The sequence below is a fragment of the Bradyrhizobium sp. 154 genome (assembly GCF_023073875.1).
Classification (GTDB): Bacteria; Pseudomonadota; Alphaproteobacteria; order Rhizobiales; family Xanthobacteraceae; genus Bradyrhizobium.
The window spans coordinates 46108-71427 of sequence record NZ_JADPKG010000114.1 but is presented as its reverse complement, the minus strand read 5'-3'; the positions used below and the strand labels follow the sequence as shown (position 1 = coordinate 71427).

The 25320-nt window shown below is 64.8% G+C and carries 22 protein-coding genes; 7 read left to right on the top strand and 15 right to left on the bottom strand.

From position 1 onward, the window contains the following. Positions 1-53: 53 nt before the first annotated feature. Positions 54-677, top strand: a complete 624-nt coding sequence (locus IVA92_RS30415; RefSeq protein WP_247277251.1) for an NYN domain-containing protein — start codon at positions 54-56, stop codon at positions 675-677. 1113 nt (positions 678-1790) lie between these two features. On the opposite strand, the gene IVA92_RS30410 is transcribed toward IVA92_RS30415, so the two are convergent. Both IVA92_RS30410 and IVA92_RS30405 read right to left on the bottom strand, forming a co-directional pair. Next, entirely contained in the window at positions 1791-2798 is a 1008-nt protein-coding gene (locus IVA92_RS30410; protein WP_247277250.1) for a Na+-dependent transporter, read from the bottom strand. An 11-nt stretch (positions 2799-2809) separates the two neighbouring features. Further along, positions 2810-3757 carry an alpha/beta hydrolase gene (locus IVA92_RS30405; protein ID WP_247277249.1) on the bottom strand — a complete coding sequence of 316 codons (948 nt, stop codon included), beginning with the start codon at positions 3755-3757 and terminating at the stop codon, positions 2810-2812. A 208-nt stretch (positions 3758-3965) separates the two neighbouring features. Here IVA92_RS30405 and IVA92_RS30400 point away from each other — a divergent pair, with 208 nt between their 5' ends. After that, complete coding sequence (locus IVA92_RS30400) at positions 3966-4991, top strand: DUF2155 domain-containing protein (protein ID WP_247277248.1); 1026 nt, start codon at positions 3966-3968, stop codon at positions 4989-4991. Positions 4992-5000: 9 nt separating this feature from the next. Here IVA92_RS30400 and aat read toward each other — a convergent pair whose 3' ends face one another. The 10 genes from aat to IVA92_RS30350 all read right to left on the bottom strand — a co-directional run bounded on the left by aat (position 5001) and on the right by IVA92_RS30350 (position 14931). Then, on the bottom strand, positions 5001-5681 hold the full coding sequence (aat, locus tag IVA92_RS30395) for a leucyl/phenylalanyl-tRNA--protein transferase (protein ID WP_247277247.1): 681 nt from the start codon (positions 5679-5681) through the stop codon (positions 5001-5003). Between the two features lie 62 nt (positions 5682-5743). Continuing rightward, positions 5744-6847, bottom strand: coding sequence for a histidine kinase dimerization/phosphoacceptor domain -containing protein (locus IVA92_RS30390; RefSeq protein ID WP_247277246.1), 1104 nt, complete (start codon positions 6845-6847; stop codon positions 5744-5746). Then, on the bottom strand, positions 6844-7284 hold the full coding sequence (locus tag IVA92_RS30385) for a response regulator (RefSeq protein ID WP_247277245.1): 441 nt from the start codon (positions 7282-7284) through the stop codon (positions 6844-6846). Before IVA92_RS30385 ends, IVA92_RS30390 begins: the two co-directional genes overlap by 4 nt. Further along, entirely contained in the window at positions 7281-8798 is a 1518-nt protein-coding gene (locus tag IVA92_RS30380; RefSeq protein WP_247277313.1) for an ATP-binding protein, read from the bottom strand. Before IVA92_RS30380 ends, IVA92_RS30385 begins: the two co-directional genes overlap by 4 nt. 97 nt (positions 8799-8895) lie before the next feature. Continuing rightward, a complete protein-coding gene (accC, locus tag IVA92_RS30375) occupies positions 8896-10254 on the bottom strand; it encodes an acetyl-CoA carboxylase biotin carboxylase subunit (RefSeq protein ID WP_247277244.1) in 1359 nt (452 codons plus the stop codon). A gap of 49 nt (positions 10255-10303) precedes the next feature. After that, a complete protein-coding gene (gene accB / locus IVA92_RS30370) occupies positions 10304-10792 on the bottom strand; it encodes an acetyl-CoA carboxylase biotin carboxyl carrier protein (RefSeq protein ID WP_247277243.1) in 489 nt (162 codons plus the stop codon). Between the two features lie 36 nt (positions 10793-10828). Next, entirely contained in the window at positions 10829-11296 is a 468-nt protein-coding gene (aroQ, locus tag IVA92_RS30365) for a type II 3-dehydroquinate dehydratase (RefSeq protein WP_232956704.1), read from the bottom strand. A 226-nt stretch (positions 11297-11522) separates the two neighbouring features. Then, positions 11523-12440, bottom strand: coding sequence for a DUF1236 domain-containing protein (locus IVA92_RS30360; RefSeq protein ID WP_247277242.1), 918 nt, complete (start codon positions 12438-12440; stop codon positions 11523-11525). A gap of 223 nt (positions 12441-12663) precedes the next feature. Further along, positions 12664-13431, bottom strand: a complete 768-nt coding sequence (locus IVA92_RS30355) for a DsbA family protein (RefSeq protein WP_247277241.1) — start codon at positions 13429-13431, stop codon at positions 12664-12666. A 99-nt stretch (positions 13432-13530) separates the two neighbouring features. Beyond that, positions 13531-14931: a M48 family metalloprotease gene (locus tag IVA92_RS30350; protein WP_247277312.1), complete on the bottom strand. Its 1401-nt coding sequence runs from the start codon at positions 14929-14931 to the stop codon at positions 13531-13533. A 193-nt stretch (positions 14932-15124) separates the two neighbouring features. Between IVA92_RS30350 and IVA92_RS30345 the strand changes: the two genes are divergently transcribed. The 3 genes from IVA92_RS30345 (at position 15125) to IVA92_RS30335 (ending at position 18379) form a co-directional block, all read left to right on the top strand. Further along, positions 15125-16312, top strand: a complete 1188-nt coding sequence (locus tag IVA92_RS30345; RefSeq protein ID WP_247277240.1) for an aminotransferase class I/II-fold pyridoxal phosphate-dependent enzyme — start codon at positions 15125-15127, stop codon at positions 16310-16312. A 90-nt stretch (positions 16313-16402) separates the two neighbouring features. Then, positions 16403-16960, top strand: coding sequence for a biotin transporter BioY (locus tag IVA92_RS30340; protein ID WP_247277311.1), 558 nt, complete (start codon positions 16403-16405; stop codon positions 16958-16960). 84 nt (positions 16961-17044) lie between these two features. Further along, positions 17045-18379 (top strand): dicarboxylate/amino acid:cation symporter, encoded by a 1335-nt coding sequence (locus IVA92_RS30335; protein ID WP_247277239.1) that lies wholly within the window; start codon positions 17045-17047, stop codon positions 18377-18379. Between the two features lie 102 nt (positions 18380-18481). Here the strand turns inward: IVA92_RS30335 and IVA92_RS30330 are convergent, their stop codons facing one another. From IVA92_RS30330 to IVA92_RS30320, 3 genes are all read right to left on the bottom strand, one after another. Next, positions 18482-19714: an FAD-binding oxidoreductase gene (locus IVA92_RS30330; protein WP_247277238.1), complete on the bottom strand. Its 1233-nt coding sequence runs from the start codon at positions 19712-19714 to the stop codon at positions 18482-18484. A gap of 42 nt (positions 19715-19756) precedes the next feature. After that, on the bottom strand, positions 19757-19894 hold the full coding sequence (locus tag IVA92_RS30325) for a hypothetical protein (RefSeq protein WP_247277237.1): 138 nt from the start codon (positions 19892-19894) through the stop codon (positions 19757-19759). A gap of 128 nt (positions 19895-20022) precedes the next feature. Then, positions 20023-22359 carry a ribonuclease E/G gene (locus tag IVA92_RS30320; RefSeq protein ID WP_346015570.1) on the bottom strand — a complete coding sequence of 779 codons (2337 nt, stop codon included), beginning with the start codon at positions 22357-22359 and terminating at the stop codon, positions 20023-20025. On the opposite strand from IVA92_RS30320, the gene IVA92_RS36155 reads away from it, so the two are divergent. Next, a complete protein-coding gene (locus IVA92_RS36155) occupies positions 22354-23211 on the top strand; it encodes a hypothetical protein (protein WP_346015569.1) in 858 nt (285 codons plus the stop codon). The genes IVA92_RS30320 and IVA92_RS36155 overlap by 6 nt on opposite strands. Positions 23212-23825: 614 nt before the next feature. Beyond that, positions 23826-25121, top strand: coding sequence for an N-acetylmuramoyl-L-alanine amidase (locus tag IVA92_RS30315; RefSeq protein WP_247277235.1), 1296 nt, complete (start codon positions 23826-23828; stop codon positions 25119-25121). Positions 25122-25320: the final 199 nt, after the last annotated feature.

Below are 25320 nucleotides of genomic sequence, written 5' to 3'. Positions count from 1 at the left end.
TTAATGTGCACTCAGCCCGCGGCATGCCACCTCGTCCCAGAAGTCAAGGCATCATGTCATCTTCCAACCGGATTGCGCTCTTCATCGACGGAGCCAATCTCTATGCCACGGCCAAGACGCTCGGCTTCGACATCGATTACAAGCGCCTGCTGAAGGAATTTCAGAGCCAGGGGACGTTGCTGCGGGCGTTCTATTACACCGCCATCATCGAGGATCAGGAATACTCCTCGATCCGTCCCCTGACCGACTGGCTCGACTACAACGGCTACACTGTCGTGACCAAGGCAACCAAGGAATTCATCGACGCCTCCGGCCGCCGCAAGGTCAAGGGCAACATGGACATCGAGCTCGCCGTGGATGCCATGGAGCTCGCCGAGCATATCGACCAGATGGTGCTGTTCTCGGGTGACGGCAATTTCCGCTCCCTGGTCGAGGCCGTCCAGCGCCGCGGCGTGCGGGTCACCGTGGTCTCCACCATTGCCAGCCAGCCGCCGATGATCGCCGACGAGCTGCGCCGCCAGGCCGACGTCTTTACCGACCTCCTCGAGCTGCAATCCAAGCTCGGCCGCGACCCGTCTGACCGCCCGGCACCTCGCGAGCGCGAGTTGCGCTATCGCCCGGCACCAGGTCAGACCATCGCGGGACCCAAGGGAAATGATAGCTTGCTCGAGGAGTGAGCCCCGAACGAGACCGCTGGTGGAATGGCCGCCGGTAAGGCTCGGGTGCCGACGCACGTGGTCGTTCTTCGAGCTGGGCGCAGAGATGAGCATGGCGAATAAGCCCGGCATTTGCGCCGGGCTAAATCGCCAATAAGATTCAGGTTCTCAGCAACGGATCAATTAGAAAGGAGTTCGCGGGTGGCAGTCGGTTCGGTTTCTGACACTGGGATGCTCGCTCACGAGCTTGCATAGCTGTGTTGCCGCCCGGCACGCTCCGGCGGGGAGGCCCGATTGGGCGGAGATGCGCAATCGGCGCGCAACACGACCTAGTACTGAAGCATTCGAAATTGATGTGAAGCCAAAAGCGAAAATAGTTCACGCGTGGCACGCTGTCGGAACCTAATTAACTGCGACAAAATAACAAATTTAGTTATGTTCGATAATCGTGATGACTCCACCATAAAATAAAAAAATATGTTGGGGAAAACACGGGAGGTTGGAATGGAAGCTGCCCGCCGCTTTCGCGCAATGGCGTCACTTTGCCGGCAAACTGCCGCGCTTTACCCTGAGAGAAGCTGGAAATTGCTCGCAGAGGCAGAGTACTGGGAGCATCTGGCGACTGCAGCTTTAGCTCACTGAGTTTCGGCCTCGCGAATATTCACTTCCTTGGTGTTCTTGATGTTTTCGTCGACTTCTGAGTTCAAATCATATTCTGAGGCAGCGATGTCCAGCACTGATCAGGTTTATACTTGCGCTGTCCTGCGCGAACGTTTGCAAGCGATTGTGGCGGAGCTTAGAGAAGTGGAGACGCTTCGAAGAAGGCTCCGAAACGTAGAAGCGAGAACAATCAGCCGAAGACGGCGTGCCAAAGTGGGCCGCAGAGCAAGAGCCGTTTGAGGACGCTCAGTCATCGAAACATTGAGGGGGCGCGGGATACGCTCCGCCGGCGGCCTGCGAATTAAGGATCTAAGCAGGTTATATACGATTTAAACACTTAAACAGTGGCCGCGTTAACTGGCATTGTAGCTGAATGCTGCACTGAACGTCTGATTCGGCGTACAGAGGACATTCGCAGCGTGGGACCCCCGTCCGATTGCGCTCGAAAAGCAGACATCCGGAATTATGCGTTGCTTAAGTAGCGCTACTTGCCGTCGCCCCGTCGGAAGTATTTGCGCGCGCGGTCAATCGCCGCGCGATCGGCATCAGCATGTACGGCGCAAGATGAATCGGAAACTGCGTCAGCGCGAAATAGAGCCAGGTCGTCGCCGGCAGCGCGCCGGCGGTTGCTGCCAGCATCAGGCCCAGATTGCGCTGGGAGACCATTAGGCCGATCGCGAAGGCGCGCTCGGTGCCGATGCGACGGAAGATCAGCGTCGTCACGGCGAGCAGCGTGAAGTAGACCATAAACGCGAGCAGCGCGACGGCGATCGTGAACAGGGGATCGGCGATGAGGTCGGTGGCGACGTCGCCCATCACCGCAGAGGCGAACACCAGCAGGATAACGATGTTGAGGCCGTCGATCGGCCGCTTGTGGCGCTGGATCGTCTCGGTGCCGAACAGGCGACGGATGATCGTCGCGGCAAGCAGCGAGGCAGCGAGGATGCCGAGCAGCTTGAGGCCGAGCGTCAGCGGCCAGATGCTGAGCATGCCGCCGAGAAAGAGGCTCGCGAACAGGGACGCCGTGAAGGGCACGAGCGCGGTCGAGGTCACCAGCGTGACCAGCACCAAGGTGGCATCAAGGCCCATCAGCGCGGCGAGCGCCGGCGAGGCCATCATCGGCGAGGCCGTGCCCTGGAGCATCAGTGCAAGCGCAAGGCCGGGCGAGCTAGTGGTGAGCCCGCTCACGTAAGCGGCGAGGGCGACGATCAGCGGCACTCCGATCGTGGTCCAGGCGGTGGCAGCCGCGACCAGCGCCGGCCGGCGCAGATGTCCGTACAGCGCCACGAGATCGACGCGCATGAAGGAGATGCAGAGCAGAAAGAAGATCGCCTCGGTGACATAGGGGCGCAGGAGCGCGCCGAGCGGCGGCACGGCGACGGCGATGAACACGATGGCCGCCACCGCGCGGGTGCCCTGGCCGCCGAGCCATGTCAGCCCGCGCAGGGGGAGGGCGAAGAGGGATCGAAGATGAGAGGCCATGCAAACGGCGTTCAGCCCAATCCCTTCAACCACGCGCCGATCTCGCGCGCGGCGACATTGGCCTCTCGCAGCAATTTTCCCATGGTGAAGAAGCCATGGAATTGGCCGGGATAATGCTTGTAAGTGACGGGCACGCCGGCCTGCTTGAGGCGCGCGGCGTACTCGGCGCCTTCGTCGCGCAGGGGATCGGCACCGGCGGTGAGTACGTAGGCCGGCGGCAGGCCGGCAAGGCTCGTCGCGCCCGCCGGCGAGGCGCGCCAGTCATGGATGTCGGCGGCGCCATTGAGATAGTGGTCGCGAAACCAGCGGATCACCGAATGGGTCAGCAGCACGCTGGTCTCGGGCTCGCTGTGGGAGCCGTGCGTCATGGCGAAATCGGTCGCCGGATAGATCAGCACCTGTCCTGCGAGGGCGGGACCGTTGCCGTGGCGCGCGGCGAGCGCCACGACCGCGGTGAGATTGCCGCCCGCGCTGTCGCCGCCGATCGAGAGGCGCGAGGCGTCGATACCGAGCTCGCGCGCATTGGCGGCGACCCATCCGGTCGCGGCGATAGCGTCCTCGGGTGCGGCGGGAAACTTGTGCTCAGGCGCAAGGCGGTAGTCGACCGAGATCACGATCAGCGCGCCCTCGACCGCGAGCTGGCGGCAGACAACGTCGTGGGAATCGAGATCGCCAATCACCCAGCCGCCGCCATGGAAGAACACGAGCGCCGGCGACAGGCCGTCGTGCCGGCGCGGCTCGTTTGGCACGTAGAGGCGCGCAGGGATCACCCCATGCGGCGCTGGGATCGCGAGCTCTGCGACGCGGGCGAGCTCCGGCGGCTCGGGGTTGGTGGCAAAGCGCGCCTGCGAATAATAGGCGCGCGCCTCCGGTGCGGTCAGGGTCTCGTAGGCCGGGCGGCCGGCCTGCTGGAAGGCCTTGTAGACGGCAGCAGCATCGGGATCGAGCACAACGGGCATGGGCAGAGGCCTTCTGGGTTTCCAGTTCTGGTTGGACGTCGTTTTCGCACGGCGATGCCCGCCTGCCGGGAAGGGGGTGTCTTCCGACTATCCCATCCGGAAGCCGGTCTGGCCAGTCGGCGCCGGGGCGGGGCAGGGATGCCGCCCTTCCCCCGCCGTATTCGCCGTGTTAACCGGAGGGCCTGCGAGCGGCGGTATCCCCTATAAAATGTCCAACGAGCCCGATTCGCTGTTGAAGCCGCGCGAGATGTTCAAAACCTTTTCCCTGACAGGCCTTGCGGCACTGCTGGCCGCCACCGTGTTGACGGTTGCGACGCCTGCGCAGGCGCAGATCGGCACGATCTTCTCCGATCCGCCGCCGCTGCGGCCGCCCGGCAACATTCCGCGCGGCCAGCCGCAGCCGCAGCAGATCCCCGATGACGACGAAGAGGTGCCGGAGCTGCCGCCGCAGGGTCGCGTGCTCCCGTCGCGCCCGATGCCGCCGCCTCCGGGCCGGCAGGGGAACGTGATGCCGGGGCCGGTCGAGACCCAGCCTCTGGCGCCGCCGCCGGGCTCGACCGTGGCTCCGCCGAACCAGCCGCCATCCGCGGCGATCGCTCCGCCCGGTCCGCAAGGTGCCCCAGGTGGGCCCGGTCAGCGCCAGCCGCAGCAGAAGGGCGCAGTCCCGCAGGCGCCGGCGAGCCTCCAGCCGGGCGACGAGGTCGTCACCGAGCCGCCGGCCCAGAAGATCGTGAACAAGAAGGCGACCTTCTCCGGTCTCGACAAGATCACCGGACGCATTATCAATTTCGACGAGGAGATCGGCGAGACCGTCCAGTTCGGCGCGCTGCGGGTCAAGACCGACGCGTGCTATACGCGGCCGGCAACGGAGGCCACCAACACCGACGCGTTCGTCGAGGTCGACGAGATCACCTTGCAGGGCGAGGTGAAGCGCATCTTCTCGGGCTGGATGTATGCCGCAAGCCCCGGTCTGCACGGCGTCGAGCACCCGATCTACGACATCTGGCTCACCGACTGCAAAGAACCGCAGCAGACCATTGCGACCGCAGCGCCGGATCCCGCGGCCAAGCCGGCCCCGCCACCGCCTGCGCAGAAGAAGGCTGCGCCGAAGCAGGCCGTGCAGCAGCGTCCGCCGCAGCCCTTGCCGCCACCTCCGCAACAGCAGCCCGCGCCGCCACCGCCGCCGCCACAGCAGCAGCCGGGCCTGTTCAATTTCCCGGGCTTCAGCCGGTAAACTCAGTGATTATTGCCGCGAGGCGATGATATCGAGCGCGCGTGCGCCCGGGATCGGTTCGCCCGCAGAGAGCCTCAGGAAATCGCCGGGCTCGCCTGCGAGCGCCTTGTCGAGCAGCGCGGTGTAGCGCCGCCGCGAAATCTCGACCGCGCCGAAGCTCTTCAAGTGCTCGGTGACATATTGCGTGTCGAGCAGCTCGAAGCCGCCATGGATGAGCCGCGCGACCAGATGCACCAGCGCGACCTTCGAGGCGTCGCGCGCGGTGTGGAACATGCTCTCGCCGAAGAAGGCGCGGCCCAAGCTGACGCCGTAGAGCCCGCCGACGAGATCGTCGCCTTGCCAAGCCTCGACGCTGTGGCAATGGCCGAGCTCGTACAGGCCGCCATAGAGATCGCGGATGCGCTTGTTGATCCAGGTGTCCTCGCGCCCGGCCTGCGGCGCCGCGCAGCCGGCGATGGTCGCCTTGAACGCGGTGTTGACGGTCACGCGAAACGTATCCGAGCGCACCGTGCGCGCGAGGCGCGAGGCGACGCGAAATCCCTCCAGCGGGATCACGCCGCGCAGCTCCGGCTCGACCCAGAACAGGGTCGGATCGTCGGCGCTTTCCGCCATCGGAAAGATGCCGCAGGCATAGGCACGCAACAGCACGGCCGGCGTGATTTCAGACGAGGCAGAGTCGCGAGACGTCATGGCGCGCGACAATAGCAGGATCGCAATGTGGTTGCGATGGGTGACGCAAAGCCTCGCGCCCGTCAGCCCGCGGCGGCGTGGTTGGTCTTGCCGGGGGCCGTGGGTACGCGGCGGAACCTTAGCACGATGCGGGTCCCGGAATGGGCGGGATCACGCTTCACGGAGGCGTCGAGCTTGGCGGCCATGGCCGCGACGATGCGCTGGCCCATGCCGGTGGAGCGCGGATCCGCCTTGCCGTTGTCGCCGACACCATCGTCGGTGATCGACAGCAGGAGATCGTCGTTGTGCGAGGTCAGCTCGACATGGATCGGGCCGGCGCCATCGGGATAGGCATATTTCACCGCATTCATCACCAGCTCGTTGACGATGATGCCGACGGCGACGGCGCGGTCCGGATCGATCTCGATCGGCTCGGCCTTCAGCGTCAGGCGCGACATCCGGTTGCCTTCGGCCGAGCGCCTGAGATCCTCGAGCAGCGAGTCCAGATACTGGTTCAGAACCACGCTCTTCAGGTCCTGCGAGGTGTAGAGGCGGCGGTGCACCTGCGCGACCGCGGCGACGCGACCCATGGCATTGGTCAGCGCCGCCTTGACCTCGTCCTGCGCGGCGGAGCTCGCCTGAAGGTGCAGCAGCGAGGCGATGATCTGGAGGGAGTTGCCGACGCGGTGGTTGACCTCGCGCAGCAGCAGCTCGCGTTCGGCGGCGAGCGCCGCGTAGCGGTCGCGCGAGGCGTGGATCTCGGCTTCGGCTTCCTCGCGTGCCCTCTGCAATTCGGCCTGGCGCAGCGCGCCTTCGGCGGCGACGTGGAGGAGCGGGATGAAATCGCCCTGGACGTCCTTGACCAGGTAATCGGCCGCCCCGGCCTTCAGCGCGGTGACCGCGATGCTGGAATCCTGCGACGCGGTGACGAACACCACCGGGGGCGCGTCCGGGATCGCCATGATCTGCTCCAGCGTCTCCAGCCCGTCGAGGCCCGGCATGTACTGATCGAGTGCCACGACATCGATGCCGCCCTCGGCGCCCGCGCGGCGGATGCGCTCAAGGCCTTCCTCGCCGCTCGCGGCATGAACGACCCTGTAGCCGCGCCGCGTCAGGCCGCGATCGACCAGGCGCGCCAGCGCGTCGTCGTCGTCGATGTAGAGCAGTGTTGGCGTGTGCTGATTCATGTGGCGGCGGGCGGGACCTGGATGACCGAGAAGAACAGGCCGAGCTGCCGGATAGCATTGGCGAAGTTCTCGTAGTTGACCGGCTTAGTGACGTAGACGTTGCAGCCGAGCTCGTAGCAGCGCTTGATCTCCTGGGTATCATCGGTGGTGGTCAGCACCACCACGGGCGAAGCCTTCAGATATTTATTCTCCTTGATCTGCTTCAGGATGTCGATCCCGGTCATGTCGGGGAGGTTGAGGTCGAGCAGGATCAGGAGCGCATTGCCCTTCTGCACGAGCCCGGAGCCGTCGGCACCGAACAGGTGCCTCATCGCGTCCGTGCCGTTGGCAAAGGAGACGATCTCGTTGTTGACGCCGGACCTTCGGATATTGCGCTCGATCAGGCGGGCGTGGCCCTCGTCGTCCTCGATCATGATGATGGTAACTGGCTGAGTCATCGATCTGCGTTCCGGTTGCTCACGTTCCAGGCGATCGGCAGCGTGATCGTGAAGGTGCTGCCAGCGTTCAGTTCCGATGATACCGACATGGTGCCGCCGAGGCGACGCACAAGTGCACGCACATGTGCAAGACCGATGCCCTGGCCGGGCTTGTCCTGGGTTCCCGCGCGGCGGAACAGGTCGAATATCCGCTGGTGATCCTTCGGATCGATGCCACGGCCGTTGTCGCTGATCTCGAAGATCGCGTAGCCGAGTTTGGTGCGCCCGCGGATTCTGATCTCGCCGGGCACGCCGCTCTTCAGGTATTTGATCGCGTTGTCGATCAGGTTGGAGAAGATCTGCTCGAGCGCGAGGCGGTCGCTGACGAGGTTTGGCAAGGGCTCGACGTGAATCTCAGCCTGTGCCTCGGCGGCCTGGTGCGCCAGCGTCGACACGATGGCTCCGATCAGCTCGCTTGTATCGATTTTCACCGGCTGGAATTCGCGGCGGCCTTCGCGGGTGAGGTTGAGGATGGCGGAGATCAGCCGATCCATCTTGGCGATCGACGTCTTGATGAAGCCGAGCGCCTCGGAGAAGTCCTCCGAAAGCTGCTTGTCGGCGCCTTCGAGCACGATCTCGCCGGAAGCGGGCGGCGGCCCGTCGGCGGGGACATGGGTGAGACCGCCGATACGACGGAAAATGTCGCCGCCGAGCTCTTCGAGCTCGCTGGTAAAGCCCATGATGTTGACGAGTGGCGAGCGCAGATCATGGCTGATGATGTAGGCAAAGCGCTGAATCTCGTCATTGGCTTCGCGCAGGTCCGCGGTGCGCTCATCGACGACCGTCTCGAGGTTGGCATAGGCATCGCGCAGGCGGTTCTCGGCCTCGTCGCGGGCCCGCGCCGAGCGCCGCACCAGCCAGATTGAGATCATTGCCAGTAGCACGACGAGGCCGGAGCCAATGCCGGTCATCGATGCGGCGAGGGTCTGGCTGCGGTCGGAATTGACCGTACGGAGGCGGAACAGCCGTTCCTCTTCCTGAAGCATTCCGGTCGCGATTTCGGCGATCGCGGCCGTGGCGTCGGTAGAGGCGAACTCGCGAACCAGCGCTGTGGCCTTCTCCGGCTGATCCTGGCGGATGAAATCGATCTCCTGCGCCAATTGGCCGAGCCGCGTCTCGATCGCCGAGCTCAGCTTGTCGATGCTTTTGCGTTGTTCCGGATTATCGCCGATCAGGTGCGTAAGCCTGTCGAGGGCAGGTACGATGGCCGCTACAGCTTTGTCATGGTCGGCTTTGAAATCCGCCCCTCGCGTCAGCAGGTAGGCCCGGGCGGCGCTTTCGGCACGCCGGATTTCCAGCAGGAGGGCGTTGATCTGGTTCTCCGCCTCGATGGTGTGGATGACCCATTTGCTGTCATCCCTGGCCTTGTTGACGAGGTAAACGGAGCCGGCGCTGATCACGGTCAGCACCAAAAGGCCCGCCGAGAACAGCAGGATCTGCCAAAATGCGCGCCGTCGCTGCGCCCAAGCCTTCACGACGGTCTTAGGTTCAGCAGAATTCAAAACGCCCCCTTGGAACTGTCCCCGCGGTCCAGAACGCAATCAGGGCCAAACGGTTCCAGAAGCAGGAAGATTATCTGGGGGTAGGTTCCGCCTTGCCGGCCAGGTACTGTTCCAGCCAGTGGATGTGATAGTCGCCGTTGATGATGTCGTCCTCGCGCACCAGCGCGCGGAACAACGGCAGCGTGGTCTCGATGCCCTCGACAACCATCTCGTCCAGCGCCCGGCGCAGTCGCATCAGGCATTCGGCGCGGGTCTTGCCGTGCACGATCAACTTGCCGACCAGGGAATCGTAATAGGGCGGGATCGTGTAACCCTGGTAGACGGCGGAATCGATGCGGACGCCGAGGCCGCCGGGCGGGTGATATTGCAGGATCCGGCCGGGCGAGGGGCGGAAGGTTTGCGGATTTTCGGCGTTGATGCGGCACTCGATCGCGTGGCCGATGACCTGGACCTCGTCCTGCCGCGCCGGCAGATCCCCGCCCGCGGCGATGCGAATCTGCTCCAGCACGAGGTCGATATCGGTGATGCTCTCGGTGACGGGATGCTCGACCTGGATGCGGGTGTTCATCTCGATGAAGTAGAACTCGCCGTCCTCGAACAGGAATTCGATGGTCCCGACGCCGAGATATTTCATCTCGCGCATCGCTTTCGCGCAGGTCTCACCGATCTTGGCGCGCGCAGCCGCGGCAAGTACCGGCGAGGGGCCCTCTTCCCAGACCTTCTGGTGGCGGCGTTGCAGCGAGCAGTCGCGTTCGCCGAGATGAATGGCGCCGCCGCGGCCGTCGCCGAGGATCTGGATCTCGATGTGACGCGGCTTCTGGAGGTATTTTTCGAGGTAGACGGAGGCGTCACCAAAGGCGGACTTGGCTTCGTTGGCCGCTGTCGACAGCGCCACCTGGAGGTCGGTCTCGCTGTGGGCGACCTTCATGCCACGGCCGCCACCACCGGCCGCAGCCTTCACCAGCACGGGGAAGCCGATCTTCTTCGCGATCGAAAGCGCATCGTCATCGGGACCGACGGCGCCGTCGGAGCCGGGCACCACGGGGATGCCGAGGCGCTTGGCGGTCTTCTTGGCCTCGATCTTGTCGCCCATCAAGCGGATGTGCTCGGCCTTTGGGCCGATGAAATGCAGGTTGTGCTCTGCGAGGATTTCCGCAAAGCGCGCGTTCTCGGACAGGAAACCGTAGCCGGGATGCACCGCATCCGCGCCGGTGATCTCGCAGGCCGCGAGCAGTGCGGGCACGTTGAGATAGCTGTCCTTCGAGGGTGGCGGCCCGATGCAAACGCTCTCATCCGACAGGCGCACATGCATGGCGTCGGCGTCGGCGGTGGAGTGCACCGCCACGGTCGCAATCCCGAGCTCCTTGCAAGCCCTGAGGATGCGAAGAGCGATCTCGCCGCGATTGGCTATGAGGATCTTGTCGAACATGATGTCCTTATGGGGACGGAAAGCGACAGGGCGGCAACCGCCCTCAACGTTATTCGATGATGACGAGCGGCTCGCCGTATTCGACCGGCTGGCCGTCCTCGACCAGGATCTGTGTCACCGTGCCGGCGCGCGGTGACGGGATCTGGTTCATCGTCTTCATGGCTTCGATGATCAGCAGCGTCTGGCCGACCGAGACCTTGGTGCCGACTTCGATGAACGGCTTGGCGCCGGGCTCCGGCGCCCAATAGGCGGTACCGACCATCGGCGAGGTCACGGCGCCGGGATGTTTCGACAGGTCGGTCGCGGCCGTTGCGGGCGCGGCGGCGGCCGGCTGCAGCGTGGCGGGAGTGGCCGCCACTGGCATCGGCATGGTTGCAGCAACGCTGACATTGCGGGCGACGCGCAGGCGCAGGCCCGCACGTTCGATCTCGATTTCGGTCAGGCTGGTCTCATCGAGCAGCAGGGCAAGCTCGCGAATGAGCGCGGAGTCCTCGCTGGAAAACTTTGCGGCTGCTTTGTCGTCTGGCTGGCGCGCCATGTTGTTTGATCCGAATGTTCTGTTGGAAAGGGGGCGTCAGGCTTTGGGTTTGATGCCGAGCTTGGCGGCAAGACCCTGGATGGCGAGGCGGTAGCCCTCGATGCCGAAGCCGCAGAGCGAGGCGAAGGCCGCGCGCGCGGTGTAGGAGTGATGACGGAAGCTCTCGCGGGCGTGGATGTTGGTCACGTGCACTTCGACCGTGGGAATCTGCACCGCGAGCAGTGCGTCATGGAGCGCGATCGAGGTGTGGGAGTAGCCGCCGGCATTGATGATGATGCCCTTCATCTTGCGCGCATGCGCCTCGTGGATGAAATCGATCAACTCGCCTTCGCGGTTGGACTGCCGGCAGTCGGCCTTGAGGCCGAAGCTCGCCGCCGTCTCTCGGCACAGTGCCTCGACGTCAGCCAGCGTCGCATGGCCATACTTTTCGGGCTCGCGCGTCCCCAGCATGTTGAGGTTCGGCCCGTTGAGGACGAGGATCGTGTCGGTTGCAGGTTCAGCCATTCCAATCCCGGGAGAGGTGCTTCGGCGTGGCGGGGTTATAGGTAACAAAGCGGGCGAGGGGAAGAGTTGAAGGGCCTCCCCGCTGGCTTCAAGGACCTCATCCAGTGGGCAAAAACCTGTGCGGAAGCTGCGGAAATTGCTTGTTAACCAGTCCAAAGCATGGCTGCCGGCCGAACGCAAAGGGGCGGGCATCGCTGCCCGCCCTTGAGGTTGCCGTGATCCGGTCTTAGACGTTCAGGACAGCCACGATCTCGTAGGTGTCCGGATTGATGATCACGATCTCATCGCGAACCAGGACGTACTTATAGGTCCGCCACTCCGGATAGATCGTCACGACCCGCGACGGCAGGGCGTGCAGCGTAATGCCCTCGCGCGGAATGCGGGTGCCGACCGACACCTGGAAGTTCACATTCGTCACGGGGGCGACACGCTCCTCGCGGATCACGGACGTGATCTGAGTCCGCTGCTCGGTCGAGAGTTTCGCAGCGGCGCCTGCCTGGCCGACCGTGGTCGAGGTCGAGCTCTGGCCCTGCGCGTTCTGGGTCGAGCTGGTGCCGGCCTGACCCTGCGCGTTCTGGGTGCTGCTGGTGCCGGTCTGACCCTGAGCATTCTGATTGGTGCTCGTGCCGGTGCCCGGACGGTTCTCGGCATTGTTGGTCGAGGTGCCGCTCTTGCTGCCCTCAGCCTTCATGTCCTTCTGGTCCTTGCTGCCGGATTTCGTCGAGTCCTTGCTCGTGTCCTGGCTCATGCTCTTGGACTTGTCCTGCTGGGACTTGTCCATCTGGCCCTGCGCGCGTTCGTCGGTGCGCTGGCCCTTGGTCGCGCCAGACTTATCCTCGGCCGCGTTCTTGTTCATTGCGCCGCCGGAGTGCTCGTCCTTCATCGCGCCGGAAGACTTGTCCTCAGAGCTTCGATCGGACTTCATGCTGGAGCCGCCGGCCTGGCCGACAGTTCCCTTCTCGGCGCCAGAGGACTCCTTGCCCATGGAGCCGCGCTCAGCGGCGCCGCCCGAGGGCTGCGAGTGCTGCATCTGCTGCGAGCCACCAGCGCCGCTATCGCGGCCCGTGGTGTTTTGTGCGTTCGCCAGACCGGTGCCCGCGACGAGTGCGACTGCGGCAACCGAGATCATAAAGCGGTTCAACATCGAAATTCTCCTCACGTGTTCTTTGCGTCATTGCCCGCGCCGACAACGAAAGGAGATTTGAGTTGTTCCGGAACTTCGCCTGTTCCGCAGCATTTGTTTCTTGAATACCAGATGAATGACCTTGCACGAAGGCGCCACTGTTCGGCGCACGGAAAAGGCCGGCTTTTCAGCCGGCCTTATTCCGTGTGCGAGTTGTGAAGGGCGCGATTGGCAAGTCGCCTCTTCAACAAGTCGCCTTGCCGCAGCGGGCAATGCCGATCTTTTCCCTGAGGCTTTCGACCCCGACGGCGCCGATCACGATCTGCTTGCCGATCACGTAGCTCGGCGTGCCGTTCATGCCCATCGCTTCGGCGAGCTTGAAATTCTCCTCGATGGTGGCGCGCACTTCGGGGCTGGCGATGTCCTTCTCGATTCTGGCGGTGTCGAGACCAGCCTCCTTGGCGGCCTGAATCGCGCGGGCCTTGTCCGCCGCGCCGCGACCGCTGAGCAGTCTCTGGTGGAAGTCGAGATATTTCTTGCCGGAGGGATCTTGCATGCGCACGGCGACGGCGACCTGGGCCGCCTCGACCGAGCCTTGGCTCAGCACGGGAAATTCCTTCAGCACGACCTTCAGCTTCGGATCGCTCTTCATGAGGTCAAGCATGTCGCCCATGGCGCGTTTGCAATAGCCGCAATTGTAGTCGAAGAATTCGACGAAGGCGACGTCGCCGTCCTTGTTGCCGAGCACGACTTGGCGCGGCGAGTTGAAGATCGCGTCGGCATTCTGCGCGATGCTGGCCTCGCGCTTCTGGGTTTCGGCCGCGGCCTGGCGCTTGCCGAGCTCGGCCATGGCCTCCTCGAGCACCTCGGGATGGCTGACGAGATAATTCTTGATGATCGCCTCGATGTCGGTGCGCTGGGCATCGGAGAAGCTGTCGGCCGACGCGGGCGCGGCTGCGCCGAACAAGGCGAGCGCAAACAGCGCGGGAGCTAGCAGGCGCAGCGAAGGCATGGGCAAATCCTCTTATCCAAGGCAGGTTTCGGTAAAACGTCGCGGCGGACTAAAGCTCGATGTCGTGACGTCGTGGTGTCGGGCGTCGATTGCGTTGCGTCAGTTGCGGGGCGGCTTGGCCGCCAAGATGTCGTCGGCCTTGACCCAGCCGGGTGTGCCGACAGCGAAACGGGTTTTCGCGCGCGTGGCGAGCTCGCGGGCGGTCTTGTTGTCACCGCGCAAGTAGGCGGCCTGCGCCGACGCGAGATCCGCCTCGGCATAATCTCCCTTTCGCCCATAGGCCATCGCGAGCTGGGTATAGCCGAGCGCGGCCTCGGGCTCTCGTGCCACCGCGGCGCGGAGAATCCGAACGGCGTCGTCGGTGTAGGCCTTATTATCGGTTCCAACCAGAGCCTGCCCAAGTAACATCTCGATGAGGGGTGCATTGTTCGAAAGCTGCACCGCCTTGCGCAGGGGAGCTATCGCCTCGGCGGGCTTGCCGCTCTCCAGCAAGGCCTGCCCGCGCACCTCGTAGAAATACGGATTGTTCGGCTGGACCTGGATCAGCGCGTCGATCTGGGTGAGCGCGCTGCGCAAGTCCCCATGCAGATAGGTGCTGATGGCACGGGCATAGCGCGCCGGCATGCTGTCGTTGGTCTGGGGATAGCGGCGGTACACCGTCTCTGGCCGCTCCATGAACGCCGAGATCTTGGCGCGCACCATGTCATGGCGGAGCTGGAGCGCGGGATCGTCCTTCTTGTCCCAATAGGGGCTTGAGCTTGCGAACTCCTGGAGCGAGGCGACGCGCTCGGCCGGCATCGGATGCGACTGCAGATAGGGATCGGCGCCGCGCGCGGCGAACAGGCTCTCGCTGGTGAAGCGCTTGAAGGTCTCGTACATGCCCTTCGGCGACTGCCCCGTCGCGGTGAGGAATTTCACGCCGGCACGGTCGGCGTTCTCCTCCTGCTGGCGCTGATAGGACAGCAGCGTGCGGCGGATCATCTCCTGCGGGCCGGCGATCGCGGCCGCGCCGGCATTGGCAAGGCCGTTGTTGCCGGCGCTCGAGCTGCGGGTGCTGCCGGCTGCGATCGCGCCGGCGCCGAGCAGCATCGCGATGATCATCTGGGTCTGGGCCGTGGCGAGCTGCTCGCGCAGCTTGGACAGATGGCCGCCCGCCAGATGCCCGGTCTCGTGCGCGAGCACGCCGATGATCTGGTTCGGTGTCTCCGACTGGAGGATCGCGCCCCAATTGACGAAGATGCGGCGGCCGTCCGCGACGAACGCGTTGAACGAGCCGTCGTTGATGATCACCATCTGGATGTTGTGCTTCTCTAAACCGGCGACGCGCAGGATCGGGCGGGTATATTCGCGCAGGAGCTGCTCGGTTTCGGTGTCGCGTAGGACCGGCGGCCCCTTGACCTGCGCACGCGCAGCCGAGAACGGCGTCAGCGCGATCGCCGCGGCCGTGGTGAGGGCAGTGAGGGCGGAAGCCTTCTTGCCCGATGCGATCTGGAGCAACATCAATCGGTCTGGGTCAACGGTCTTGGTCAAGCAGTTTCGTGATTGGTTTTTGGCGATTGGCGGCGGACCGGATACGCGATATGCCCTTGTGAACCGTACCCCTTATGAGCCGTACAATGCGGCTAGTCTGGGGCGCAAGCGCTCCGTTTTCCTGACCGGACGGGCCGGTCTGCCAGCGAAATAGCGGAAATCGATGCACGATGCGAGATTGAGGAACCGGTTGGCGCAGTGGCTCGAGCCCTCCCGCCGCAGCGATGTTCCCCCGTTCATGGTGATGGACGTCATGGCCGCGGCGGCCCGAATCGAGGCCGCAGGTGGCCAGGTCATCCACATGGAGGTCGGTCAGCCCGCGGCCGGCGCGCCCAGGACCGCGATCGCGGCCGCCCATGCCGCGCTCGAAGCGGGACGGATCGACTACACCTCCGCACTCGGCATCCCCTCACTGCGCGAGCGCATCGCGCGGCATTATCGCGATGTCCATGGCTGTGACGTCAGCCCCGAGCGGATCGTGGTGACGACCGGCTCCTCGGGCGGATTTATCCTGGCCTTCCTGTCGATGTTCGAGCCCGGCGATCGCGTCGCGGTGACCGTGCCGGGCTATCCACCCTACCGCCACATCCTTACCGCGCTCGGCTGCGAGCCGGTGCTGATCGAGACCACGAACGAGACGCGCCACGCGCTCACCGGCGAGGCGCTGCTTGCCGCCCATCGCAAGGCGCCGCTGAAGGGCGTGCTGGTCGGCAGTCCCGCCAATCCGACCGGGACCATGATGCACCGCGAGGCGCTCGCTAGCCTGATCGCAGCCGCGCAGGATGCAGGTATCCGCTTCATTTCCGATGAGATCTATCACGGGCTCGATTATGCGTTTCCGGCCGTGACGGCGGCGGCGCTGTCGGAGCACACGCTCGTGATCAACTCGTTCTCGAAGTATTTTTGCATGACGGGCTGGCGCGTCGGCTGGATGGTCGTGCCTGAGATCCTGGTGCGGCCGATCGAGCGGCTCCAGCAGAACCTCTCGATCTCGGTGCCGTCGCTGTCGCAGATCGCGGCGGAGGCCGCCTTCGACGGCGCGGCCGAGATGGAGGAGATCAAGCACGGCTATCAGGAAAACCGGCGTATCCTGATCGATGGATTGCCGAAGGCTGGACTGACGAGATTCCTGCCGGCCGACGGCGCCTTTTATCTCTATGCCGACGTCTCCGACTTCACCGCCGACAGTTTCGAGTTTGCCAAGCAGATGCTGGAGCAGGCCCATGTTGCGGCGACGCCCGGCCTCGATTTCGATCCCATTCACGGACGCTCGTTCGTTCGCTTTTCCTACGCACGTTCGCCCGAAGAGATGCAGGAGGCAGTTGACCGGATCGCCCACTGGCTTAAATAGCCGCGAGTTTTGACCAGCCTTCCGGAGTTCATCTTGTCTGAACGATCTGCCGCGCCCGCTGCCACGTCGCATTCTCCTCTCGCCGCATTGATGTGGCCGACCCGGCCGGGTGAATCCGTCGGCGCTTTGCGCGCCTTCGTGCTGATTGCGCTCGGCACCGCATTGATGGCGCTATCAGCCAAGGTCAGCCTGCCGCTGCCTTACGTCCCCATGACGCTGCAAACGCTGGTGGTGTTGATGATCGGCGCTGCCTATGGCTGGCGCCTTGGCAGCGCAACCATGATTGCCTACCTCGCCGAGGGCGCCCTGGGGCTTCCCGTATTTGCCGGCCCGGTAGCCGGAATCGCTCCGCTGGTCGGGCCGACCGCGGGCTATCTGTTCGGTTTTGTTCTGGCAGCCTTCGTGACCGGCTGGCTCGCCGAGCGCGGCTGGGATCGCAGCGTGGTCCCGCTATTTGCGGCAATGGCCGTTGGCCATATCGTCATTCTCGCCGCCGGGTTTGGCTGGTTGGCCCTCGGCCTCGGCCTCGGTGCCGCGAAGGCCTGGCAGGTCGGAATTGTGCCGTTCATTGCGGCTTCGCTGGTGAAGAACGCGCTCGGCGCGGCGTTGATGCCGGCTGCGCGCCGGATCGTCGATCGCCGCGGGTAATACGCGCAGCAATGACCAGTTCCAATTGACAGGGCCGGCCAAGTTGATCTTGGCTGGTCCGATAGTTTGAGGGGGAGTGAAACGATGACGACGACAACGATCGCGGAGGCGCCGGTCGCGCCGCCTGCGGCCAAGCCGTGGTACAAAGTTCTCTATGTTCAGGTGCTGATCGCGATCGTGCTCGGCGCCATCGTCGGCTGGTTGTGGCCATCGCTCGCCACCAACGAGTGGATCAAGGCGCTCGGCGACGGCTTCATCAAGCTGATCAAGATGGTGATCGCTCCGATCATCTTCTGTACCGTCGTCTCGGGCATCGCCCACATCCAGGATGCCAAGAAGGTCGGGCGCATCGGCGTCAAGGCGCTGGTCTATTTCGAAATCGTCTCGACCTTCGCGCTGGTGATCGGACTCGTCATCGGCAACTTGGTGAAGCCCGGCGCGGGCTTCGGCAGTGGCGCAGCAAACGAGGCGGCTGTCGCAAATTACGCTAAGCAGGCCGCCGGTCAGAAGTCGGTCGACTTCGTGCTGCACATCATTCCCGACACCGTGGTCGGCGCCTTCGCGCAAGGCGAGATCCTCCAGGTGCTGCTGTTCTCGGTGCTGTTCGGCTTTGCTTTGATGAGCCTTGGCGAGCGCGGCCATACCATGCGCAGCTTCATCGACGATGCCGCGCATGCCGTGTTCGGCGTCATCTCTATCGTCATGCGTGCAGCACCGATCGGCGCGTTCGGCGCGATGGCCTATACGATCGGCAAGTTCGGCACTGGCGCCATCCTCAACCTGGTCGGGCTGATCGCCACGTTCTACCTCACCGCGGCGCTGTTCGTGTTCGTCGTGCTCGGCATCATCGCCCGTATGGCGGGGTTCTCGATCTTCAAGTTCCTAGCCTACATCAAGGACGAACTGCTGATCGTGCTCGGCACCTCGTCGTCGGAAAGCGCGCTGCCGTCGCTGATGGAGAAGCTGGAGCGGCTCGGCTGCTCCAAGTCGGTGGTCGGCCTCGTGGTGCCCACCGGCTACTCGTTCAATCTCGACGGCACCAACATCTACATGACGCTGGCAACGCTCTTCATTGCGCAGGCGCTCGGTTACGATCTCTCCTTCAGTCAGCAGCTCACGATCCTCGTCGTGGCCATGCTGACCTCGAAGGGCGCCTCCGGCATCACCGGCGCGGGCTTCATCACGCTCGCGGCGACGCTCGCCGTGGTCGATCCGCGGCTCGTCCCGGGCATGGCGATCGTGCTCGGCATCGACAAGTTCATGAGCGAGTGCCGCGCGCTGACCAATCTGTGCGGCAACGGCGTTGCCTGCGTGGTCGTCGCCTGGTGGGAGGGTGAGCTCGATCGCGACAAGCTCAACGCCAACCTCTCCAAGCAGATCGATCCGACCGACATGGAGACGGCGATCACGACGGACTGATCTGCGCGACGCGCCGCCGGGCTTCGAAGTCGTAGGGCTGGTCGAGACTCCTCGGTCAGCCCTTTTCCTTTCGGCGCATCCGAGTAAGGCGCCCGTCGACAGCTAGAACCGCTCTGGCCGGTAGGGCGCCGGATCGATCGCCGGCGTCTCGCCGCTCATGATTTCGGCGAGCAGGCGTCCTGTCGCGGGACCCAGCGTAAAGCCCTGGTGGCCGTGGCCGAAATTCATCCAGAGGCCCGGATGTCGCGGAGCTTGCCCAAGCACCGGGAGCATGTCGGGCGTGCAGGGGCGCGTGCCGAACCACGGATCCGGCTCGACCCGCTTGCCGAGATCGATCAGCTCGCGCGCGGAGGCTTCGGCGCTGGCGAGCTGCACCGGGGTTGCCAGCGCGTCCATGCCGGTCAATTCCGCGCCGGTGGTGATGCGGATGCCCTTGGCCATCGGGCCCATGGCGTAGCCGCCGCCCTTGTCGACGAGGGGCAGGTCGAGCGAGGCGCCGCCGCTGTAGTGCATGTGGTAGCCGCGCTTGCGGACCAGCGGAATGCGATAGCCGAACTTGTGCAACAGATCGGGTGACCACGGGCCGAGCGTCACGACGGCGTGGGCCGCGTCGAGACGTCCCTGGTCCGTATCGACGGACCAGCCGGTTGCGGTTTGCCGCAGGCTCTGGGCGTCACCGAGCACAACGGTGCCGCCGAGGCGCTCGAACAGCTCGGCATAGGCCGTGACGAGGGCACCTGGATCGGACACGGTCCAGGTGTCGCGCCAATGGATCGCGCCGGGGAGATCGTCGCGCAGGATCGGCTCGGCCTTGGCAAGCTCGCTGCCGGAGAGCACGCGGAAATTCACGCCGAATTCGCGCTGGTCTTCCTCTGCGGTCTTGATCGCGAGATCGAATGACGCAGGGTCGCGATGCAGCATGCGATAGCCGGCGCGGCGGATGAGATTGTCAGCGTGGGCTTCGCGAATGAGGATGTCGTGCTCAGCCGTCGCATAGGCGATCAGCCGGGCCCAGGCCTCGATCGCCTCGCGATGCCGCTTCGGCGCCGAATGCCACCAATAGCGGAGCAGGGGCTCGATATGGAGATGAAGCGACGACAGGCTGTAGCGCACGTCATTGGTGCGGCCGGTCGCGATCTTCAGCAGCGTGGCGAGGTCGCGCGGCATCGGGTAGGGGCGGACCGCTTCCGCCTGGATCATCCCCGCATTGCCGTAGCTGGTCTCGCGGCCCGGCTCCCTGCGGTCGACCAGCGTGACGGACCAGCCGCGCTGCCGCAGGTGCAGCGCCGCGCTGACGCCGATCATGCCGCCGCCGAGAACGATCGCGCTTTGCATTGGCAGATTTCTCCTGTCAGGCTGGTTGTGGGCGAGGTCGGGTCAGTCCCAGGCGAGGAACCCTGGTGCGGCCGACAGCGGCGGCGCCGCGGCGAGCCGCGCCGGATCGGTCACGTCGGTCGTTTCGAAGAAGCTCTGATTGGCGCGAGCACTGGAATCGCAAAGCTTTGACAACGCCATTCCCATTCAAAATGACGAAAGCGATCTAGCATATCGGAAACGGCCCGGGCAGGTGATCAGCGCGCATAGGAGCGCATCGAAACAAAAACGCCCGGCTGTGCCGGGCGTTTTGCATTGGATGCTCGGCTTTATTCGCCGCCACCGAAGCGGCGCGACCACCAGCCGGCACGGCGCGGGGCGGCCCGAGTTTCGTTTGCGGCTTGCGGTGCGGGCTCAGCTGCTGGGACGGGCGCAGCAACCGGTTCGGTCGCCTGCGCAACCGGTGTTACGGGCTCGGGCTGGCTGTTCAGCAGGAAGCTGACCTTTTCCCGGACGGTGGAGCGGCGTCGCGCGGCCTTGTCGTCGGCGGGCTCTTCGACCGGCGCTGCGGTCGTCGCTGCGGGAGCGGGCTCGGCTGGTACCTCGCTCTGCGCGTCGGCGCGCGATGCAGGCTCCGCCGCCTGCGGTTCGGCCCTGTGTTCAGGCTCTGCGATCGAAGGCGCGGCCTCGTTGCTGAAGCCATCGAAATCGGCGACGGCGTCGGTTGCTTCCGGCGGCGCGTTGGCTGCGAGCTCGTCGCCGATGGAGCCGGCGAGACCTTCCTCGTTGCCACCGCGACGACGGCGTCCGCCACGGCGACCACGCCGGCGGCGGCGATCGCCGCTACCCTGCTGCTCGCCGCGGGCCACCTGTTCCTCTCCTTCCTCGCCGTCCTGCTCGGACTCGGAGTCCTCTTCGCCTTCGCCGGCTGCCGTGGCGGCCTCAGGAAGCGTGTGTGCGCTATCCTCGCGCAAATCGCCGTCGCGCTGGCCACCGCGGCCGCGGCGGCGGCGGCGGCGCTTGCGGCGCTGACCGTCCTGCTCGACGGCTGCCTCGCCGGCAGCTTGTTCCTCGCTGAGACCTTCGGTCTCCTCGGTCTCGATCTCGGATTCCAGCTCCGGATCGAACTCCTCGTCCTCATAGGCCTCTTCGACCATGGGCGGCGGACTTGCAGCCGCCTGCGCCGCCAGCAGCGCCTTGGCAGCTTCCAGCGTATGCACCTGCTCGCCGCGGTCGATCACATAAGCCTGAGGTCCGCTGACGCTGGGATCGGCGATGACCGACAGCGTGACCTTGAAGCCGTTCTCGAGGTCGCGCAGATGACCGCGCTTGTGGTTCAGCACGTAGAGCGCCACGTCGGTGCGGGTGCGGACCACGAGATTGTGGGTCGCGCCCTTCATCAGGATCTCTTCGAGGCCGCGCAGCAACTGGAGCGCCACCGAGGAGACCGAGCGGACATGGCCGGTGCCGCCGCAATGCGGGCACGGATCGGTCGAACTCTCCAGCACGCTGGCGCGAATGCGCTGGCGCGACATTTCCAGCAGGCCGAAATGCGAAATGCGGCCGACCTGGATGCGCGCGCGATCCTGCCGCAGGCAATCGGACAGCTTGCGTTCGACCGCGCGGTTGTTGCGCTTCTCGTCCATGTCGATGAAGTCGATGACGATCAGGCCGGCGAGGTCGCGCAGGCGGAGCTGGCGTGCGACCTCTTCGGCCGCTTCCAGATTGGTCTTGAGCGCGGTGTCCTCGATATGGTGCTCGCGGGTCGAGCGGCCCGAGTTGACGTCGATCGAGACCAGCGCTTCCGTCTGGTTGATGACAATGTAGCCGCCGGAGCGAAGCTGCACGGTCGGCGAGAACATCGCATCCAGCTGGCTTTCGACGCCCATCCGCGAGAACAGCGGCTGGCCGTCGCGATACTGCTTCACCGCGCTGACATTGGCGGGCATCAACATCTTCATGAAGTCGCGCGCTTCCCGGTAGCCGGCCTCACCGGCCACCTGGATCTCGTCGATCTCCTTGTTGTAGAGGTCGCGCAGCGAGCGCTTGATCAGCGAGCCTTCCTCGTAGACGAGGGTCGGGGCCTGCGACTTCAGCGTCAGGTCGCGCACGGTCTCCCACATCCGGATCAGATATTCGAAGTCGCGCTTGATCTCGGGCTTGGTGCGGGCGGCGCCGGCGGTGCGCAGGATGATGCCCATGCCCTCGGGCACGTCGAGATCCTGCACCACTTCCTTCAGACGGGAGCGATCCTGCGCGCTGGTGATCTTGCGGCTGATGCCGCCGCCGCGCGCGGTGTTGGGCATCAAGACGGCATAGCGGCCGGCGAGCGACAGATAGGTCGTCAGCGCCGCCCCCTTGTTGCCGCGCTCTTCCTTGACGACCTGCACCAGCATCACCTGACGGCGCTTGATGACTTCCTGGATCTTGTACTGGCGGCGCGGACGGAAGGTGCGCTCCGGCACTTCCTCCAGCACGTCGTCGCCGCCGACGGATTCGACGACTTCCTCTTCGGCTTCTTCGTCCTCGTCCTCGTCCTCGTCGTCTTCGCCGGCTGCTTCTGGGGCCTCGGCGTGCGGCGCCTCGACGCTCTCGCCGGCGGCGTAAACGGCATCGGCCGGCTCGGCAGTAGAGGTCACGGTCTCGGCCAGAGCCTCCGCGTGCACCTCGAAGGCGACGGCCTCCTGCGGCTCGGCACCGGTCTCGGCCGCAACTACGGGCTCGACGCCGACGGCCGCGACAGGCGCGGGCGTCGCCTCGGTATGATCATGGTCGTGATGATCGTGCTCACCGTGATGACCATGATCGTCATGATCGTGGGCGTGATGGTGATCGTCATCATGGGCATGATGATCGGCGTGATCATGATCGCCATGACCGTGTTCGTGATGATCGTGGCGGTCGTGCTCGTGATACTCGGCATCGGTGTGCAGGTGCTCGCCTTCGTGCGAGGCGCCCTCGCTCAGCGCCGGCTGGAGCTCGCCCTCGACCGGCTGGGCCGCGGGATCGCCGCCGGCATCGAGGCCTTCGACGATGTCGCTGCGGACGCGTTCGCCATGACCGCGGCGGCGGGCGTTGCGGTGGCGCGAACGGCGGCGGCCATGGGAGCGGTTCTCGCTCTCTTCCTCGGCCTCGCGATGGGCCTGTTCCTCGGCCTCGATCAGCGCCTGCCGGTCGGCGACCGGGATCTGGTAGTAATCAGGATGGATTTCGCTGAAGGCGAGGAAGCCGTGGCGGTTGCCGCCATATTCGACGAAAGCGGCCTGAAGCGAGGGTTCGACCCGGGTGACCTTGGCGAGGTAGATATTCCCGCGCAGTTGCTTGCGTTGTGCGGTCTCGAAGTCAAACTCTTCGACGCGATTGCCGCGGACCACGACGACCCGGGTCTCTTCCGGGTGGGTGGCATCGATCAACATCTTGTTGGGCATGTCTTAACTCTTGGCGGCGGCGGGCGCGATTCACCGTGGGCGCGTATCGCGCCGCCGGGTGACGCGACGGTCCACCTGATTCGGGGGTGAGGGGAAGGCCGAAACGCCGTCTCTTTCGCCTTGCCGAACCGGAAGCTTCAGGACCAATGCGGCGCGCGGGATTTTCAATCCGCAGCGTCGCGAATGGTCCTTCAGAGTTCGTCGGCACAGTCTGGCGCATCAAGCGTCGGCCCGTATGAAACATTGGGCGGCGAGGCCGCCCCTCAATCAGTTGCTGCTGGCCAGGCATGGCGCGAGCGCGCTCGCCTTGGGATCACGAACCGCTCCCTTGGGATCAAGGGCTCGGGTAATGGGTCACGTCGCTGTCAGAACCGCCCGGGTGACGTGAGTGGTAACCCAGGACCGTCCGCCGCCGGAGCTTGACCCGCTCCCTCTCGTTGCCGCGCACCGCGCTGGTCTTGGAGGGGAACGGAAAACGCTGGAATTCCCAAACGTTGAGAGTTCCGGCGCTGCACCGGGAGGCTGAATGCGACACAACCGGAAATATCGGCCGTCAGCAGTCCGTACATACGAGGAATGAGCCATCCGTGCAAGGGAGCGTCGCACGGCGGTCACAGTCAGCGAGTTTCGCGCATCCGTCATTAAGCATCGTTTAACCCTGTGGTTCTATTGCGTTAAAAGGGCTGCTCGGAGGCACGGAATCGGTGGCGAGCCGCACAAATCAAAGGGTTTTGCTGGGATGCGTGCTGCTGTGCGCCGCGGCATTGCCATGTGCTGATTCCTCCCGCCTGAGCGCAGCGGAAAGCCAGCCGCAACCCTCTGTTGCGGTGGCGAATTTTCCAATCGCCTCGGCCGCCCGTCTGGCCGGCGACGGGAAGCAGACCCGCTTCATCCTCGACATCGACCAGACCGTTACCTTCCGTGCCGTGACGCTCGCCGACCCCTACCGCGTCGTGGTGGACGTGCCGCAAGTCAATTTTCAGCTGCCCGCCGGTACCGGCAGCGGGGGCCGGGGGCTGGTCAAGGCCTTCCGCTATGGGCTCGTCATGCCGGGCGGCTCGCGAATCGTGTTCGATCTGACCGGACCGGCGAAGATCACCAATTCGTACGTGGTCGACGCAGCCAACGGCCAGCCGGCCCGGCTCGTGGTCGAACTGGAGGAGGTTGACCGGGCCGCCTTCGTGCCGTCACCCGCGCCCGAACACCGACCCGAGCTGCGGCCCGCGATCGCCGAAGCGCCGCCTGCCGCGGTTCCCGCTACGGCAACTCCGGATGCCGCACAGCAGAAGGCCGATGGCCGTCCGGTGGTCGTGATCGATCCCGGCCATGGCGGCATCGACAATGGCACGCAGTCGAGTGGCGAGAGCGAAAAGAACCTGGTGCTCGCGTTCGGCCTTGCACTACGCGACCGGCTGGAAAAGGCCGGCAAATATCGCGTGGTCATGACGCGGGACGACGATACTTTCATTCCCCTCAATGACCGGATCAAGATCGCCCGCAATCTCAAGGCCGCCTTGTTCGTCTCCATTCATGCCGATGCGCTGCCTCGTGCCGAGGGTGACGCGCAAGGCGCGACCATCTACACGCTCTCAGACAAGGCGTCCGACGCCGAGGCCCAGCGGCTCGCGGACGCCGAGAACCGGGCCGACGCGATCGCCGGCTTCAACCTCGCGGAGGAGCCGACCGACGTCGCCGACATCCTGATCGACCTCACCCAGCGCGAAACTCGCACCTTTTCAAACCGTTTTGCCCGTCTCCTGATGGGGGAAATGAAGTCGACGGTGCGGATGCACAAGCATCCTCTGAAATCCGCGGGCTTCCGGGTGCTGAAGGCGCCCGACGTGCCCTCGGTGCTGGTCGAGATCGGGTATGTCTCCAATAAGGGGGACCTTGAGCACCTGGTCTCCGAGGGGTGGCGGTCCCGCGCCGTGGGCTCCATGGCGCAGGCGATCGACGGGTTTTTGACAAAGCGGATGGCCACGGCCGGATCTTCGAATTGAAAGGGTTTTTCCGTCTCGCCGCAAAAGCCCTAGTTTGGCCACAGCGGGCGCTTTATAAAAATGCCGTAGGGGGTTCCGGAATCGGAGAGAATCCCGCTCGGCAAGCGTCTAAAATCCGGCACTGATGTGATTGCGTAAGCCGGTGAATGCGCGACGTAAGGTTGGCCCCTGTTTGGGGTGCCAAGGGCACTGATACTGG

Excerpts from the sequence above, each read along its gene's own strand:
- aat (WP_247277247.1), bottom strand. The coding sequence starts at position 5,681 with ATGACGTCTCGCGACTCTGCCTCGTCTGAAATCACGCCGGCCGTGCTG.
- IVA92_RS30385 (WP_247277245.1), bottom strand. The coding sequence starts at position 7,284 with ATGACTCAGCCAGTTACCATCATCATGATCGAGGACGACGAGGGCCAC.
- IVA92_RS30345 (WP_247277240.1), top strand. The coding sequence starts at position 15,125 with ATGCACGATGCGAGATTGAGGAACCGGTTGGCGCAGTGGCTCGAGCCC.
- IVA92_RS30335 (WP_247277239.1), top strand. The coding sequence starts at position 17,045 with ATGACGACGACAACGATCGCGGAGGCGCCGGTCGCGCCGCCTGCGGCC.
- IVA92_RS30360 (WP_247277242.1), bottom strand. The coding sequence starts at position 12,440 with ATGTTGAACCGCTTTATGATCTCGGTTGCCGCAGTCGCACTCGTCGCG.
- IVA92_RS30350 (WP_247277312.1), bottom strand. The coding sequence starts at position 14,931 with ATGTTGCTCCAGATCGCATCGGGCAAGAAGGCTTCCGCCCTCACTGCC.
- IVA92_RS30400 (WP_247277248.1), top strand. The coding sequence starts at position 3,966 with ATGTCCAACGAGCCCGATTCGCTGTTGAAGCCGCGCGAGATGTTCAAA.
- aroQ (WP_232956704.1), bottom strand. The coding sequence starts at position 11,296 with ATGGCTGAACCTGCAACCGACACGATCCTCGTCCTCAACGGGCCGAAC.
- accC (WP_247277244.1), bottom strand. The coding sequence starts at position 10,254 with ATGTTCGACAAGATCCTCATAGCCAATCGCGGCGAGATCGCTCTTCGC.
- IVA92_RS30340 (WP_247277311.1), top strand. The coding sequence starts at position 16,403 with ATGTGGCCGACCCGGCCGGGTGAATCCGTCGGCGCTTTGCGCGCCTTC.
- IVA92_RS30415 (WP_247277251.1), top strand. The coding sequence starts at position 54 with ATGTCATCTTCCAACCGGATTGCGCTCTTCATCGACGGAGCCAATCTC.
- IVA92_RS30390 (WP_247277246.1), bottom strand. The coding sequence starts at position 6,847 with ATGAATCAGCACACGCCAACACTGCTCTACATCGACGACGACGACGCG.
- IVA92_RS30355 (WP_247277241.1), bottom strand. The coding sequence starts at position 13,431 with ATGCCTTCGCTGCGCCTGCTAGCTCCCGCGCTGTTTGCGCTCGCCTTG.
- IVA92_RS30410 (WP_247277250.1), bottom strand. The coding sequence starts at position 2,798 with ATGGCCTCTCATCTTCGATCCCTCTTCGCCCTCCCCCTGCGCGGGCTG.
- IVA92_RS30405 (WP_247277249.1), bottom strand. The coding sequence starts at position 3,757 with ATGCCCGTTGTGCTCGATCCCGATGCTGCTGCCGTCTACAAGGCCTTC.
- IVA92_RS30330 (WP_247277238.1), bottom strand. The coding sequence starts at position 19,714 with ATGCAAAGCGCGATCGTTCTCGGCGGCGGCATGATCGGCGTCAGCGCG.
- IVA92_RS30325 (WP_247277237.1), bottom strand. The coding sequence starts at position 19,894 with ATGGCGTTGTCAAAGCTTTGCGATTCCAGTGCTCGCGCCAATCAGAGC.
- accB (WP_247277243.1), bottom strand. The coding sequence starts at position 10,792 with ATGGCGCGCCAGCCAGACGACAAAGCAGCCGCAAAGTTTTCCAGCGAG.